Origin of the sequence: Halomonas terrestris (assembly GCF_049166755.1) — a bacterium.
Taxonomy (GTDB): domain Bacteria; phylum Pseudomonadota; class Gammaproteobacteria; order Pseudomonadales; family Halomonadaceae; genus Halomonas.
This window is the reverse complement of the sequence record NZ_JBMHFZ010000007.1, coordinates 121,673-136,600: the sequence shown is the minus strand read 5'-3', so window position 1 is coordinate 136,600 and position 14,928 is coordinate 121,673. Positions and strand designations below refer to the sequence as shown.

General features: G+C 71.3%; 15 protein-coding genes and 1 pseudogene. 11 read left to right on the top strand and 5 right to left on the bottom strand.

The window, feature by feature from the left end; genetic code table 11:
- Positions 1–20 precede the first annotated feature (20 nt).
- Both ACOMD9_RS09200 and ACOMD9_RS09195 read left to right on the top strand, forming a co-directional pair.
- Positions 21–1,229, top strand: coding sequence for an MFS transporter (locus tag ACOMD9_RS09200; protein ID WP_421414005.1), 1,209 nt, complete (start codon positions 21–23; stop codon positions 1,227–1,229).
- Positions 1,226–1,351 (top strand): hypothetical protein, encoded by a 126-nt coding sequence (locus tag ACOMD9_RS09195; protein ID WP_421414004.1) that lies wholly within the window; start codon positions 1,226–1,228, stop codon positions 1,349–1,351. The genes ACOMD9_RS09200 and ACOMD9_RS09195 overlap by 4 nt, the downstream gene beginning before the upstream one ends.
- Before the next feature lie 50 nt (positions 1,352–1,401).
- Here ACOMD9_RS09195 and ACOMD9_RS09190 read toward each other — a convergent pair whose 3' ends face one another.
- A complete protein-coding gene (locus ACOMD9_RS09190; RefSeq protein ID WP_421414002.1) occupies positions 1,402–2,337 on the bottom strand; it encodes a LysR substrate-binding domain-containing protein in 936 nt (311 codons plus the stop codon).
- Positions 2,338–2,467: 130 nt separating this feature from the next.
- Between ACOMD9_RS09190 and ACOMD9_RS09185 the strand changes: the two genes are divergently transcribed.
- Both ACOMD9_RS09185 and ycaC read left to right on the top strand, forming a co-directional pair.
- Positions 2,468–3,337 (top strand): pirin family protein, encoded by an 870-nt coding sequence (locus ACOMD9_RS09185; RefSeq protein ID WP_421414000.1) that lies wholly within the window; start codon positions 2,468–2,470, stop codon positions 3,335–3,337.
- An 80-nt stretch (positions 3,338–3,417) separates the two neighbouring features.
- Positions 3,418–4,038 carry an isochorismate family cysteine hydrolase YcaC gene (ycaC, locus tag ACOMD9_RS09180; RefSeq protein WP_421413997.1) on the top strand — a complete coding sequence of 207 codons (621 nt, stop codon included), beginning with the start codon at positions 3,418–3,420 and terminating at the stop codon, positions 4,036–4,038.
- Between the two features lie 94 nt (positions 4,039–4,132).
- Here the strand turns inward: ycaC and ACOMD9_RS09175 are convergent, their stop codons facing one another.
- A complete protein-coding gene (locus tag ACOMD9_RS09175; RefSeq protein WP_421413994.1) occupies positions 4,133–4,771 on the bottom strand; it encodes a carboxymuconolactone decarboxylase family protein in 639 nt (212 codons plus the stop codon).
- A 36-nt stretch (positions 4,772–4,807) separates the two neighbouring features.
- Complete coding sequence (locus tag ACOMD9_RS09170; protein ID WP_421413992.1) at positions 4,808–6,289, bottom strand: pyridoxal-phosphate dependent enzyme; 1,482 nt, start codon at positions 6,287–6,289, stop codon at positions 4,808–4,810.
- A gap of 195 nt (positions 6,290–6,484) precedes the next feature.
- On the opposite strand from ACOMD9_RS09170, the pseudogene ACOMD9_RS09165 reads away from it, so the two are divergent.
- The 5 genes and pseudogenes from ACOMD9_RS09165 to ACOMD9_RS09145 form a co-directional block, all read left to right on the top strand.
- Positions 6,485–7,117, top strand: a pseudogene (locus ACOMD9_RS09165) (AfsR/SARP family transcriptional regulator); the annotation flags it as partial.
- Positions 7,118–7,305: 188 nt separating this feature from the next.
- Positions 7,306–8,787, top strand: coding sequence for an ATP-binding protein (locus ACOMD9_RS09160; RefSeq protein ID WP_421414135.1), 1,482 nt, complete (start codon positions 7,306–7,308; stop codon positions 8,785–8,787).
- Entirely contained in the window at positions 8,784–9,341 is a 558-nt protein-coding gene (locus ACOMD9_RS09155; RefSeq protein ID WP_421413989.1) for a nickel-binding protein, read from the top strand. Before ACOMD9_RS09160 ends, ACOMD9_RS09155 begins: the two co-directional genes overlap by 4 nt.
- Positions 9,342–9,443: 102 nt before the next feature.
- Positions 9,444–10,004 carry an OsmC family protein gene (locus tag ACOMD9_RS09150; protein WP_421413987.1) on the top strand — a complete coding sequence of 187 codons (561 nt, stop codon included), beginning with the start codon at positions 9,444–9,446 and terminating at the stop codon, positions 10,002–10,004.
- Positions 10,001–11,320 carry an NAD(P)-binding domain-containing protein gene (locus tag ACOMD9_RS09145; protein WP_421413985.1) on the top strand — a complete coding sequence of 440 codons (1,320 nt, stop codon included), beginning with the start codon at positions 10,001–10,003 and terminating at the stop codon, positions 11,318–11,320. The genes ACOMD9_RS09150 and ACOMD9_RS09145 overlap by 4 nt, the downstream gene beginning before the upstream one ends.
- Positions 11,321–11,396: 76 nt before the next feature.
- Here the strand turns inward: ACOMD9_RS09145 and ACOMD9_RS09140 are convergent, their stop codons facing one another.
- On the bottom strand, positions 11,397–11,984 hold the full coding sequence (locus ACOMD9_RS09140; protein ID WP_421413983.1) for a TetR/AcrR family transcriptional regulator: 588 nt from the start codon (positions 11,982–11,984) through the stop codon (positions 11,397–11,399).
- A gap of 122 nt (positions 11,985–12,106) precedes the next feature.
- On the opposite strand from ACOMD9_RS09140, the gene ACOMD9_RS09135 reads away from it, so the two are divergent.
- Complete coding sequence (locus ACOMD9_RS09135; protein ID WP_421413981.1) at positions 12,107–12,913, top strand: oxygen-binding di-iron domain-containing protein; 807 nt, start codon at positions 12,107–12,109, stop codon at positions 12,911–12,913.
- A 28-nt stretch (positions 12,914–12,941) separates the two neighbouring features.
- On the opposite strand, the gene ACOMD9_RS09130 is transcribed toward ACOMD9_RS09135, so the two are convergent.
- Positions 12,942–13,568 (bottom strand): TetR/AcrR family transcriptional regulator, encoded by a 627-nt coding sequence (locus tag ACOMD9_RS09130; protein ID WP_421413979.1) that lies wholly within the window; start codon positions 13,566–13,568, stop codon positions 12,942–12,944.
- Positions 13,569–13,796: 228 nt separating this feature from the next.
- On the opposite strand from ACOMD9_RS09130, the gene ACOMD9_RS09125 reads away from it, so the two are divergent.
- Positions 13,797–14,900, top strand: coding sequence for a class I SAM-dependent methyltransferase (locus ACOMD9_RS09125; RefSeq protein ID WP_421413976.1), 1,104 nt, complete (start codon positions 13,797–13,799; stop codon positions 14,898–14,900).
- Positions 14,901–14,928: the final 28 nt, after the last annotated feature.

The following is a 14,928-nucleotide window of genomic DNA, read 5'->3' as shown; positions in this document are numbered from 1 at the left end:
CTGCAAACAGGCACCTCGACATGGACGCCCTTCGTCGCCATACCCTGCTGTTGATCCTGCTGGGCAGCCTGGTCATCTCCATGGCCATGGGCCTGCGTCATGGCTTCGGGCTCTTCATGGAGCCGATGAGCAGCGAGCTCGGCTGGGGCCGCGAGGTGTTCGCCTTCGCCCTGGCGTTGCAGAACCTGATCTGGGGGCTCTCCCAGCCCTTCACCGGAGCCCTGGCCGATCGCTTCGGCGCCGCTCGGGTGGTGGCGATCGGCGGGCTGCTCTATGCCCTGGGGCTGACCTTCATGGGGCTCTCGGACTCCGCCCTGGGCATGTCGCTGTCGGCCGGGGTACTGATCGGCCTGGGGCTCTCCGGCACCACCTTCTCGGTGATCCTCGGCGCCGTGGGCCGCGCCGTGGCCCCGGAGAAACGCAGCATGGCCATGGGCATCGTCAGTGCGGCGGGCTCGTTCGGCCAGTTCGCCATGCTGCCGGGCACCCTCGGGCTGCTGGAGTGGCTGGGCTGGTCGGCGGCACTGCTGGTGATGGGCGCCCTGGCGGCCCTGATGGTGCCACTGGGCAGCATGCTCCGGGATCGCCCCTCGCCGCGCCAGGGCAGCGACATCAGCCTCTCCGCGGCGCTGGACGAGGCCGCTGGCCACCGCGGTTTCTGGCTGCTCTGCCTGGGCTTCTTCGTCTGCGGCTTCCAGGTGGTGTTCATCGGGGTGCACCTGCCGGGCTACCTGTTCGACAACGGCATCGCCGTGCAGGTGGGCAGTACCGTGCTGGCCCTGGTGGGGCTCTTCAATATCCTCGGCACCTACACCGCCGGCTGGCTCGGCGGCCACTTCTCCAAGCCGCGGCTGCTGACCTGGCTCTACCTCATCCGCGGGGCGGTGATCACCGCCTTCATCCTCTTCCCGCTGAGCCCCTCCAGCGCCTACCTGTTCGGCATCGCCATGGGCCTGCTGTGGCTCTCCACCGTGCCGCTGACCAACGGCATCGTCGCCTCGGTGTTCGGCGTGCGTCACCTGTCGATGCTCGGCGGCATCGTCTTTCTCTTCCACCAGCTCGGCTCCTTCATGGGCGTCTGGCTGGGTGGCTACCTCTACGACCTCAACGGCCACTACGACGTGGTGTGGCAGCTCGCCATCCTGCTCTCGGTGGCGGCGGCCGCCCTGCACTGGTTCATCAGCGAAGCCCCCGTCGACCGCCAGGCGCCCGCGGAGGCCCGGGCATGACCCAACGCCATCTGGCTGCCCTGGCGGCGGCCGCCGTCGCCAGCGGCGCCCTGGCACTGGCCTGGTGGGGCTGGCACAGCCTGGATGCCAGCCTGCTGCTGCTCGGCAGCCGGCTGTGCTGAACGCTTCGCAACGCGCAACAGCGTCACCCGGCACCCGCCGGTGAGGCTCCCTACTCCCCTCTCGGGGACTGCGCCGCCTGGCTGGTGAAGTCCACCTCGTTGATGTTGTCACCCAGGAAGTCGAGCAGCGCCCTGACCGAAGGGAGGAGCCCGCGCCGCGAGGGAAACACGGCGTGGAGGATGCCGCCCCGCGGCTCCCAACCGGGCAGCACGTCGACGAGGCGACCCGCCTGAAGGTCGCGGCCGGCCACGAGCAGGGCCAGCTTGACCACGCCCAGGCCGGCCAGGGCCGCCCGGTGCAGGGTCTCGGCGTTGTCGGTGACCAGCCGCGGGTGATGGCGGATCCGGGCGCTCTCCCCCTCCGGGCCCTCCAGTTCCCAGTGGTGCTGCCGGTGGACCTGCTCGAAATCCAGGCTCGGCAGCGCCGCCAGGTCAGCCGGCGCGCGTGGCCGCGGTCGCGTCTCGAACAGGCCGGGGGCCGCCATCAGCCGCTGGGGACTCCGGGACAGCACCTTCATGGCCAGGTCGCTGTCCTCCAGCGGCGGGAAGCGCACCCGGATGGCCAGGTCGAAGCCCTCCTTGACCACGTCCACCCGGCGGCTGGTGGCCTCCACCTGCACCTCCACGTCGGGACACTGCGCCATGAAGCGCACCAGCAGCGGCGTGATCAGGTAGTGCAGCAGGCTCGGCGGGCAGCTCAGGCGCACCGTGCCCCGCGGCTGGGCGAGGTTGCGCTGGATCAGCTCGTCGGCCGCCTCCGCCTCCACCAGCATCGCCAGGCAGTGGCGGTAGTAGGCCTGGCCCAGTTCGGTGACCGACAGGTGGCGCGTCGAACGATGGATCAGCCGCGTACCCAGGCGCTCCTCCAGCTGGGCGATGCGCCGGCTCAGCTTCGACTTGGGGATGCCCAGGGCCCGGCCGGCCGGGGCGAAGCCGCCGTGGTCCACCACCTGGACGAAGTAGTAGAGGTCGTTGAGATCCTGCATGACTGTCCTGGCCTTTTCGTCCTGTTCATGGAACGGAGAGTGCGAATTATACCCTCTACCGCTACCACCGTTCCCCTCATAGTCTTCTTGCATCGGGCCAACGCCCCGTCAACCACGCAGGAGCCACACCATGAAGAAGATCCTCGGCATCTACGGCGCGCCCCGCGGCCACTGGGTCGGCGACGGCTTCCCGGTCCGCTCGCTGTTCACCTACGACCGCCTCGGCGCCGACCACCTGAGCCCCTTCCTGCTGCTCGACCATGCCGGCCCCCATGACTTCGCGCCGGCCAGCCGGCCCCGCGGCGTGGGCGCCCACCCCCATCGCGGCTTCGAGACCGTGACCCTGGTCTACCGCGGCGAGCTGGAGCATCGCGACTCCACCGGAAGCGGCGGGCGCATCGGCGAGGGGGATGTGCAGTGGATGACCGCCGGCGCGGGCATCGTCCACGAGGAGTTCCACTCCCCCGCCTTCACCGAGCGCGGCGGCAGCCTGGAGATGGTGCAGCTGTGGGTCAATCTGCCGGCCGCGCACAAGTCGGCGCCCGCGGCCTACCAGACCCTGCTCGATGCCGATATCCCCCGGGTGGCGCTACCGGGCCGGGCCGGGGAGTTGCGGGTGATCGCCGGCGAGTACCGGGGCCATGAAGGCCCGGCCCACACCTTCACGCCGATCGATGTCTGGGACCTGCGGCTCGAGCCGGGCGGCGAGGCGACCCTGCGGGTGCCGGAGGGCCACACCACCCTGCTGGTGGTGCTCGAGGGCACGGTACAGGTCAACGGCGACGCCGTCGTCCGTGACGAGGCCGTGGTGGCCTTCGAGCGCCAGGGCGACGAGCTGCGCCTGGAGGCCAACAACGACGCCCGGCTGCTGCTGCTCGGCGGCGAGCCCATCGACGAGCCGGTGGTGGGCCATGGTCCCTTCGTCATGAACAGCGAAGCGGAGATTCACCAGGCCTTCGCCGAATACCAGGCCGGCAAGTTCGGCCGTCTGACCCGCTAGGCCAAGCGGCATCCGCCGTGGCCGACTGCGCCCGGCATCCCCGCCGGGCGCTCCATCCGAGGAAGAAAAGGAGAAACGAGATGTCCTATACCTACAACCGCCTGAACAAGGACGACGTCGCCCTGCTGCTGGTCGACCATCAGGCCGGCCTGCTCTCGCTGGTCCGCGACTTCAGCCCCGACGACTTCAAGAACAATGTGCTGGCCCTGGCCGACATCGCCAGGTTCTTCGAGATCCCCACCCTCCTCACCACCAGCTTCGAGGACGGCCCCAACGGCCCCATGGTACCCGAGCTCAAGGAGACCTTCCCCGACGCCCCCTACTTCGCCCGCCCCGGCCAGATCAACGCCTGGGACAACGAGGAGTTCGTGGCGGCGGTCAAGGCCACCGGCAAGAAGCAGCTGCTGGTCGCCGGCGTGGTGACCGAGGTGTGCGTGGCCTTCCCGGTGCTCTCGGCCCTGGAAGAGGGTTATGAGGTGTTCGTCGTCACCGACGCCTCCGGCACCTTCAACCCGACCACCCGCGACGCCGCCTGGGATCGCATGTCCCAGGCCGGGGCCCAGCTGATGACCTGGTTCGGTGTGGGCTGCGAGCTTCACCGCGACTGGCGCAACGACATCGAGGGCTTCGGCGGCCTGCTGGCCGGCCATCTGCCCGCCTACGCCAACCTGATCCAGAGCTACACCGCCCAGAAGGGCTGAACGGTGTGGGGCCCGGCAAGTGCCGGGCCCTTCGCGTCAACCCACCTGACGGCCAGGGAGCCCCCATGTCCACGTCCGAGTCTCTTCCATGGGATCACTGCGAGGGGGCGACCTGTTCCGCCATCCGCCCGCCGTCACTCCCCTCTGGTCCAGTTGCCATCGGCCGCTCCACGGTGAGCGCCTCGCGCAGGCCGGCGTCCACCTCCCGGAAGGGGGCGTCGGGTTCGGCACCGAGGCCATCCAGCATCTTGGTGAAGAAGGCTCGCGCGGCGGCCACGGCGACGATGTCGAAGATCTCGTCGTCGGCGAAACCCTGCGCCCGCAGGTGCGCGACGTCGCCGGCGGTGACGCTCCCGGCGTCCCGGGCCACCTGCCCGGCGAAGGCCATCATCGCCCGCTCCGCCGCGGTCAGCGTGCTGCCCTCGCCGCCCGCGGCGATCGCCCGGGCCTCGGCCTCGCCGACCAGCCCCGCCAGCGCCCTGCCATGGGCCAGCGAGCAGTAGGCGTTGCCCAGCGCCCGGGCGGCGGCCAGGGTCACCAGTTCGAAGCGACGCGGTTCGACGTGGCGACGGATGGTCGCCAGCAGGCTCGCCCAGCTCGCCATCACCTCGGGGCGATGACAGAACACCCGGGCGTAGTTGGGCAGGAACCCGAAGTGGGCCTGCTGGCGTCGGTACATCTCGCGTACCTCGTCCGAGGCTTGGTCGGGGGCAATCGTCTCGATATAGCTCATGGCCGCTTCTCCTGAGGTCGCGAAGGTGAGGGACGGTCAAGCCGTGGCGTGGCGGGGATGCAGCCAGGCCGGCAGCAGGCGCTCGGGGTCGATCTCCGCTTCGGCATCATAAGCGATGCCACAGGCGGCCAGCCGCTCGCCCAGGCTGCCGTCGCGCCAGGCTGCGAACAGCTCCCCGCAACCGCCCAGCCACTCGCCGCCGATGGCGATCTGCGGGATGGTGGCGGCCCCGGTGCGCCGGGCCAGTACCGGGCGCAGCCGCCCCCCCAGGTCGTCGCCCTGACAGGCCGGCCCATCGAGTTCAACGGTCAGGTAGGGGATGCCGAGCCGGTCGAAGAGCTTGCGTGCCGCCCAGCAGAACTCGCACCACGCCAGGGCGAACATCACCACCCGTGCCCGAGCCAGGGTGTCGTCGACGAAGCGCTCGGCCTCGGCATCCAGGGTCGCCACTGGCTCGGCCACCGTGGAGGCAGGTGCCGGCACGGCGGCGGGGAGATCGAAGCGATAGCCCGGCGTGGAGCGCGACAGGGCCAGCTCCTCCTCGTTCATCTCGTCCTCGATGCCAGCGAAGAGCGGGGTGGACTGATAGCGCTCGCCGGTGTCGGGCAGCATGCAGACGACATGGCTGCCGGGGGGCGCGCGGCGCGCCACCGCCAGGGCCGCGGCCAGGGTGGCGCCGCCGGAGATGCCGGCGAAGATCCCCTCCTTGCGGGCCAGGTCACGGGCCAGGCGCAGCGCCGCCTCGCCGGCCACCGGCACCACCTCGTCCGCCAACCCCTCGGCCAGCGCCTGCTGGGTGAGCGGGGAGATGAAGTCGGGGCTCCAGCCCTGCATCAGGTGGGGCCGGAAGCAGGGGTGGCTCGCCCCTGGCGGCTGGGCCTGGCCGCTGCCCAGCAGCGGGGCATTGTCCGGCTCGGCCACCACCACCCGGGTGCGCGGATCGGCCGCCTTGAGCACCCGCGACACGCCCTTGAGGGTGCCGCCGGTGCCGAAGCCGGTCACCCAGGCGTGGAGCGGCTCGTCGCCGACGTCGTCGAGGATCTCCCGGGCCGTGGTGCGGCTGTGTACCTCGGCATTGGCCTCGTTCTCGAACTGGCGACACAGGAAGTAGCCGTGGGTCTCGGCCAGCTCGATCGCCTTGGCCAGCATGCCGCTGCCCTTCTCGGCGGCCGGGGTCAGCACCACCCGGGCGCCCAGGAAGCGCAGCAGCCGGCGCCGCTCCAGGCTGAAGCTCTCGGCCATGGTCACCACCAGCGGATAGCCCTTGCGGGCGCACACCATGGCCAGGCCGATGCCGGTATTGCCGCTGGTGGCCTCGATCACCGTCTGGCCGGGGCGCAGCGCGCCGCTGCGCTCGGCGGCCTCGATCACCGCCAGCGCCATGCGGTCCTTCACCGAGCCCATGGGATTGAAGGCCTCCACCTTCACGTGCAGGTTGACGTCCGGCGGGGCGAGCCGGGCGAGGCGCACCAGCGGGGTGCGGCCGATGGTGTCCAGGATGCTGTCGTAACGGGCCATGCGCCATCTCCTCGGGTTATCGTGCGAGGCACAGCATCGACCGCCTCCGGGGGAGCAGGCGTGGAAGTCAGCGTGGTTTTTCTGCCTGCCTGCGTGGAAACCCGCGCCGGTCCCGGCAAGGCATCGGCCAACTTGTCCCGAGGCCGACTCGCAAGGGCAGGCTATAATTGAGGGAATATCTCACCGGGGTGGGAGATGAACACGCTGACCCTGAACTTGCTTGGTGATCTCGAAGTGGTTCGAGATGGCCGGCCTTTGCCTCTCCCTCCCTCGAAGAAGACCCGCGCACTCCTCGCCTACCTGGCCCTGCACCCCCGCACCCTCAGTCGCGAGCACCTCTGTGACCTGCTCTGGGAACTGCCCGACGACCCCCGTGGCTCGCTGCGCTGGAGCCTGTCGAAGCTGCGTCGCCTGGTGGACGCCCCGGGCAGGCCCCGCATCGTTGCCGACCGGCTCAGCGCGGGGCTCGACACCTCCGATCTCGATGTCGACGTCATCGCCCTGCATGCCGTGCTCGCCCGGGGCCCGGAACAGGCGGGTATCGAGGCGTTCGAGGAGGTCGCCTCCCGGTACCGCGGCCCCTTCCTCGAGGGGCTCGACCTGGCGAACTTCCATGACTTCCACGGCTGGTGCCTGGCCGAGCGCGAAGCAGCCCTGCGCGCCCAGATCACCCTGCTCACGACCCTCGTCGAACGCCTGGAGGAGGACCCCGCCAGGGCCCTGCCCCACGCTCATGCCCTGGTGCGGCTCGCCCCCTTCGACGAGGCTGCACGGGCACGACTGATCCGACTGCTGCTGAGCCTCAATCGACCCAGGGAGGCGGAGCAGCAGCTCCAGCTGGGCATGCGACTGCTCCGGGAAGCGGGACTCGCGAGCAGCGGTGCCCTGCTGCGAGCCCGGCGCGGCACGGGCGCGCCGGCGCGCGCCGGCGCGCGCCGGCGCGCGCCGTTGCCCCGCCGTCGCCCCCCGACGACGCCGCATCGCCCCCCGCGGGCGGCATGGGGTTCGAGGAGCGAGTGGATGCCTCGTTGGCCCGGCTCACGCCGACGGCCCGGGAGGTGCTGCACTGGGCCTCGGTGCTCACCCCCCGCCTCGATCCGGGCCTGCTCGGCCGGGTCACCGACCTGGACGCCGGCCGTATCGGCGAGGCCCTGGAGGCGGCCGAACGCCTCCAGCTGCTCCACGCCGGTGAACGGGGCCTGGGCTTTTGCGACGAGCGGATCGCCCGTCGCGTCCACGACGGGATCTCGCCGGCCCGACGCCAGCTCATGCACCGTCATGTCGCCGAGCTGCTGGCCCGGGACAAGGCCCTCGACCTCGAGCACGCCGCCGACCTGGCACACCATGCACAGCTCAGCGGCGACCCCTATCTGGCAACCCGGGCCATGGTCACCGCCGGAAGGCTGTGCCTGCGCTTCTTCGCCAACGAGGAGGCCCTGCGTCTCGCCTACAAGGGGAGCGCCATGGCCGAGAGACTCTCCGGGGCCAGGCGCATCTGCCTGATGCTGGAACTGCGCGAGGTGATGCTCAGCGCCGCTCCACTCGAGGACTGGGAAGCCACCGCCGGGGAACTGGTGACGCTGGCCGAGCAGGCGCTGGAGCACGGTGCCCTCGCCCACGCCAGGCTCGGCTATCACCTGGCCAGTCACGTGCGCTGGGCCCACGGCCAGTGGGCGGATGCCCGGGAAGAGGCGCTGCAGTCCGAACGCGTGACGCGCAGTGCGGACGACAGCGAGCAGATCGTCGCCATGGCGGAGACGGCCAAGTGCCTGGCCATGCTGGAACGCGACCTCGAACAGGCCCGCGAGATGCTGGCCGATGCCTGGGCCCTGGCCGCCCAGCGCCGGCTGAGCCACCCTGCCCTGCCCATGGCACAGGGCCTCCTGGCATGGCACGGCAACCGGGTCGACGAGGCCGACGCCCGCTTCAAGGAGGCCCGCACCCTGTGCAAGGCCAGCGGCGACCGCCTCGGCGAGTTCCAGGCCAACGAGTACCTGATGATGATGGATGTCGAACACGACCGGTTCGACGCCGCGCAGTCGCGTTGCCGGCTGCTGGTCGAGCTCGGTGGCAAGCTGCGTGACGGCAGCGAGGCCCCGTTCGCCCTCGCCGCCCGGGGGCTCTGCCACTATGCCCTGACGGACGACGCCACGCTGCTCGCCGAGGCCCTCGATCCCCTGCGTGCCGCCGACGCCAAGCACCGGCTCTCCTGGATGCTCAACCGGGCCGCACGCCTGGACCTCCAGCGCAACCGCCCGGCTGCGGCCATCACGCACGCCCGGGAGGCCCTGGCGCATGCCCAGGCCCTGGAGCGGGCCACCGGGCAGCTGCTGGCCCACCATGTGCTCGCCCAGGCGCATCGGGTCACGGGCGACGCGGCCGCCCATCAGTATCATGCGGCCGCGGTGGCCGCGCTGGAACAGGCCCCGGTGGCCCGCTGGGCCTGGCAGCGGGCCGCCGACCTGCTGGACGACAGGGAAGCGGAGGAAGAGTCGTGATCGACGTCATGCTCGAGCGTTACCTCGCGGACCCCGTCGAGCCGGAGCTGGTGATGGCACTGACGACGGGGGCACAGGCGTGCTTCGACCGGCACCGGGTCACCTGGCAGGGCAGCCTGCTGGCGAAGGACGGCCACCGGCTGGTGTGCCACTTCCGCGCGCCGGATGCCGAGGCCGCGCGCACCGGGCTGCGCCGGGCGGGGGCGGACATCCGCTCCCTGTGGACCGGTACGGTGCATGACGCCCCGGGCCTGGAGGCGGCGGACCCGCTGCGTGCCAACGTGCTGGTGGAGCGCAGCTTCACCCAACCGGTGGCCCTCGAGGCGATCCAGCGCCTGGAGGATGCCGGCTCGGCCTGCCTGCAGAATCACCGGGTCCGCTTCGTGCGCACCTTCTTCTCGCAGGACGGCAGGCGGATGATCTGCCTCTACCATGCCCCGGACGCCGAGTCGGTACGCCTCGCCCAGCGCCAGGCCGGCATGCCGCTGGAGCGTGCCTGGAGCTGCCAGCCGATTCTCCCCCCCGACCACGCTCGCTACCACCCTGGCAGCTGAAAAAACCACGTCCTCTCCCACGCTGGGTCCCACGCGGCCCGCGCAATCTCGTGCTCGACCGCTGACGGTCAGACAACCACAACATCCCGAGGAGAGACGACCATGCAGACCGCCACCCCCACCATCGACAACGGCGTCAACGTCACCGCCCTGCTGGGTGCCCGCGAGGCCCTGGCCCAGGCCCCCGAGGCCGCCCGCTTCACCTGGCGGACCCGCTGCGACTGGGTCAACGGCACCCATAGCCGAGCCACCATCGAGGGATTCCATGGCCTCGGCGAGGAGCAGCGCCACAGGAGCCGCTCCACCTTCGACGCGGACCACCCCGAGGTCTTCGCCTCCGAGGATCACGGCCCCACCCCGGTGGAGTACGTGCTGGTGGGACTCGCCAGCTGCCTGACCGCCGGCATCGCCGCCGTCGCACAGAACCGCGGCATCCAGCTCCACTCGGTCACGGCCAGGCTGGAGGGCGACATGGACATCCAGGGCATCCTGGGCATGGACAGCGACGTGCGCAACGGCTTCGACGACGTGCGGGTGTCCTTCGAGATCGACGCCGACGCCAGCCGGGAGGAGATCGAGGCGCTGGTGGCCCAGTCGCAGAAGCGCTCGGCGGTCTACGACCTGCTGACCAATCCCACCCAGGTCTCGGTGCGCGTGAAATGAGCAACGGCCTTCACCCGCCGCGACACTGCCCGGCCCGCGCCGTGACCGTCCTGGTCATCGGCGCGGGACACGCCGGGCTCGCCATGGGCCACCACCTGGCGCGGCGCGGTATCGACCATGTGATCCTGGAGCGCGGCGAGGTGGCCAACGCCTGGCGCCGGGAGCGCTGGGACTCGCTGCACCTGCTCACCCCCAACTGGGAGTGCCGGCTACCCGGGCAGGCCTACGCGGGCCCCGATCCCGACGGCTACATGAGCATGCCGGAGCTGATCGCCTTCCTCGACGACTACGCCCGGCGGCTCGCCTCACCGATCCACACCGGCACCCGGGTGCAGTGGGTGGAGGCCACCCACGACGGCTACCAGGTCATCACCAACCGCGGCATCTGGCGCTGCCGGTCGGTGGTGATGGCCACCGGCGCCTGCCAGGTGCCGGCGGTGCCCACCCTGGCCGAGGCCCTGCCCCCCTGGATCACCAGCCTGACTCCGCGGGAGTATCGTCGCCCGGACCAGCTCCCGCCGGGCGGGGTGCTGGTGGTGGGCGCCTCGGCCAGCGGCGTGCAGCTGGCCGACGAGCTCCAGCGCAGCGGCCGGCCAGTGACCCTGGCGGTGGGCGAGCACCTGCGCCTGCCGCGGCGCTACCGCGGTCGCGACATCGAGTGGTGGCTGGATGCCGCCGGCCTGCTCGACCAGCGTTTCGACGAGGTGGAGGACATCAATCGGGCGCGGCGTACCCCCTCGCCCCAGCTGGTGGGCGGCCCCGACCCGCGCGACCTGGATCTCAACGCCCTGGGCGAGCGCGGCGTGCGCCGGGTCGGGCGCCTGGCGGGGATTGCCGGCAACCGACTGCAGTTCGCCGGCTCCCTGGCCATGCACTGCGCCTCGGCTGACCTCAAGCTGGGTCGGCTGCTCGACAACCTGGACGCCTGGGCGCTGGCCAACGGCTGGCACGACGCCCTGCCGGCCCCCGAGCGCCCGGCGCCCACCCGGCTGCCGGCGCGGCCCTGCCTGGGCCTCGACCTGGCCGCCGGCGAGATCAAGACGGTGCTCTGGGCCACCGGCTTCCGGCCCGACTTCTCCTGGCTGCGGGTCCCGGTGTTCGATGCCCGGGGGCGCCTCAGGCACCACGGCGGGGTCGTCGCGGCCCCGGGGCTCTACGTCCTGGGCCTGCCCTTCCTGCGCCGACGCAAGTCGGCCAGCCTCTACGGCGCCGCCGACGACGCCCGGGAGCTCAGCGCCCACCTGGCCGGATGGCTGGCCCATGGCCACCGCTCGGCCCGCGTCGAACGGCACCCGGGCGCCATGCTCTCCGGCTGAGGCGCGACGCCTGCCCGGCAGGGTGCCGCACCAGCGACGGGCGTGTCTCCCGGGTTGGCGCCCATGCCGGGGGCGTTCAGCCGACGAGCCCCTCCAGCCACGCCACCACCAGCTCGGCCTTGGCCACGTCGTCGATCCCCTGGGCCTCCAGCGAGGCCCAGGTGGTGAACGCCAGGCCGTGCTGGAGCGTGATCGCCAGGCGCGGATTGCGATCCTTCCCGAAACCCTCGCACAACGCCTCGCCGACCCCGCGCAGATGGTCGCGGAATCGTGCCATCGGCCCCTGCAGCGCCGGCACCTCCGGCTCGTCGCGGAGGGCCGCACGCCACATGCGTCGGGTATCGCGGTAGTAGCGGTAGAAGGCCAGCAGGGCGGCATGCACGCGCGCCGGGCCCGCCTCGCAGCAAGCCCAGGCGGCGGGCTCCGGCGGCGGGTGCAGTTCCAGCCACCGCGAGGTGCAGGCCTCGAAGACCGCCGTCTCGTCGGGGAAGTGGCGGTAGACGGTCAGGCGCTGCACGCCGGCCCGCCGGGCGATGGCGCTGATGTTGGTGGCGCGCGGCCCGACCTCCTCGTGGAGCTGCATCGTCGCCTCGACGATGCGTTCGCGGGTCCCCTCCCGGGCGGCCGCACGCTTGCGCTGGGTGTAACGGCGTGTCCTGGTCATTGGTTGAACATACCTGTTCACTCAATTCTTGACAAGGACCGATGGCGGGCCTATCACTTCATTTGTGAACACGCCTGTTCACCCAAAACAAGATCGTCCCATGAACGAGAGTGGAGTCCCCAATGACAACCAACCACTATCCCCTGATGCTGCCGACCCGGGATGCCGGAAGCGACTGGCGGGTGCTGCCCGCCTTCCTGCCCCTGCCGGGCATGGGCGGACTCGCCATCAACGCCTTCCTGCACAAGGGCCGCGAGCCGGTGCTGGTCGACACCGGCCTGGCCGCCCTCGGCGACGCCTTCGTCGCAGCGCTGGAGGCCGAGATCGACCTCGCCGACCTGCGCTGGATCTGGCTGAGTCACACCGATGCCGACCATATCGGCAACCTCAGCCGGTTGCTGGCGCGCGCTCCCCGGGCCCAGGTGGTCACCAATTTCCTGGGCATGGGCAAGATGGGCCTGCTCGGCCTCGACACCGGCCGCGTCCACTTGCTCGAGCCCGGCGATCGCCTGGCGCTCGGCGACCGCGAACTGGTGCCGCTGCGCCCGCCCTACTACGACGCGCCGGAGACCCTGGGCTTCCTCGACACCCGCTCGCGCGCCCTGTTCGCCGCCGACAGCTTCGGTGCCCTGCTCCCGTCGCCGGCCGAGAGCGTGGCGGAGATCGAGTCGAGCACCCTGCGCGACGGCCTGGTGACCTGGTCGACGATCGACGCGCCCTGGCTGGCGACGGCCGACCGCGCCGCCCTGGGCCGCGCCCTCACCGCCCTCGAGCGCCTGGCGCCGGCGACGGTGCTCTCCGGGCACCTGCCGGTCGCCGAGGGGGGGATCGCGACGCTCACCGCCCTGGTGCACGACGCCTGGTGCGTCGCACCGACGAGCGCTGTCGACCCGCAGGCCATCGAGGCCGTAGCGGAGGCGCTGGGCTGAGGGCGCCGCCGCGGGCAACACCCGCCCCTCACTGCAGCGCCTCGCTGCTCGGCTCGAACAGCAGCTGGACATAGCGACGCAACAGCATCAACTGGGTGGGGAGGATCCGCGGATCCCCGGTGGCGCGGCCGAGCACCAGGCCGCCCTCGATGACCGTCGACACCATGTCGGCCAGGGCCTCGGCGTCCACCGGTTCCCGCGGCGGATGCTGCTCGACGACCTCGGCCAGGATGGCGCTGAAGCGTGCCCGCCAGTGCAACACGATGCGGCGGTTGAGCTCGCGCACGCCGCGATCGAAGAGACGCTCCTGGTAGCAGTAGGTGGCGACGAGGCAGCCCGGATAGTCGCCGGGCAGGTCGCTCATCGTCTCTGCCAGGAGCTTCAGGCCGGCCAGGAAGCCGTACAGCGGATCGCCGGCCAGTTCGCGGCCGCGGTCGAAGACATCGTCGAGCAGGACATCCTCGCGTTCCATGTAGCGCTGGAGCAGCGCCCGCGCCAGCTCGTTCTTGTCGCGGAAGTGGTAGAAGAAGCCGCTCTTGGTGAGCCCGGCCTCGGCGATCACCTCCTCGATGGAGGTGGCGCCGAAGCCCTTCGCCAGTACCGCCGCTTCCGTGATCGCCAGGATCCGTTCGCGGGTCGCTTCGCCCCTGCCCATGGTCATCTCCCGCCGCTACCGTACCGGAGGTCCAGTTGGTCGGCCCCACCCCGGCCGGGGCCATGCCGCGGCCCGGGACCACGCTGCGTATATGGCTGATTGTAGACGACTCCGGCGATGCCACGAGAACCCGACCACGGGTTCACTGGTCGCGCCCCCCGAGCGCGACCACCCTTGTAGTGACGCCGGGCATCCCGGCCAGAACCTACCACCACAGGGGGAAGGACCATGACTGCATCACGCGCGACGGCCCCCGCCGAGGCCGCCTTCAACGAGCGACGCGCCGAGGCCTTCGCCGAGCGGCTCGTCGAGATCCTCAACAACGGGGCCCTGTGCCTGATGACATCGCTCGGCCATCGCACCGGCCTCTTCGACACCCTGGCCGGGATGGGCCCGGCCACCAGCGGCGAGATCGCCGACCGCGCCGGCCTCCAGGAGCGCTACGTGCGCGAATGGCTGGGCGCCATGACCGTGGGCGACCTCATCGAGCACGACCCGACCGCCGGCACCTACCAGCTGCCCGCGGAGCACGCCGCCTGCCTGAGCCGGCGCTCGCCGACCGACAACATCGCGGTGTTCGCCCAGTACATCCCGCTGCTCGGCACCGTGGAGGACGACATCGTGCGCTGCTTCCGCGACGGCGGCGGCGTGCCCTACGAGCGTTTCGGGCGCTTCCACGAGATCATGGCCGAGGACAGCGGCCAGTCGGTGGTGCCGGCGCTGGAGTCGCACATCCTGCCGCTGGTGCCGGGGCTGGCCGAACGCCTGGAGCGGGGGATCCGCGTGTTCGACGCCGGTTGCGGCCGTGGCCGGGCCCTCAACACCCTGGCGCAGCGCTTCCCGAACAGCCGCTTCACCGGCTACGACCTCTCCGAGGCGGCCATTACCGCGGCGCGTCGGGAGGCCGAGGCCCTCGGCAACACCAACGTGGTCTTCGACGTGCGCGACCTGACCGACTTCGACCGCACGGCCGAACCGGCGGCCTTCGATCTCATCACCACCTTCGACGCCGTGCACGACCAGGCCGACCCGCCGGCCCTGCTGCGCGGCATCCGTCGCGCCCTGGCCGACGACGGCGTCTACCTGGCCCAGGACATCAAGGGCTCGAGCCACCACCACCACGACCGCGACCACCCCATCGGGCCGCTGCTCTACACCCTTTCCTGCATGCACTGCATGACGGTCTCGCTGGCGCGCGGCGGCGAGGGACTCGGCGCTATGTGGGGCCGGGAGAAGGCGCTGGACTACTTCCACACCGCCGGCTTCGCCGATGTCGCGGTCCACGAGCTCGACCACGACTTCCAGAACTACTGGTACGTCTGCCGGCCCTGAAGCGACCGGCGGGGCCCGATCGGCCCGC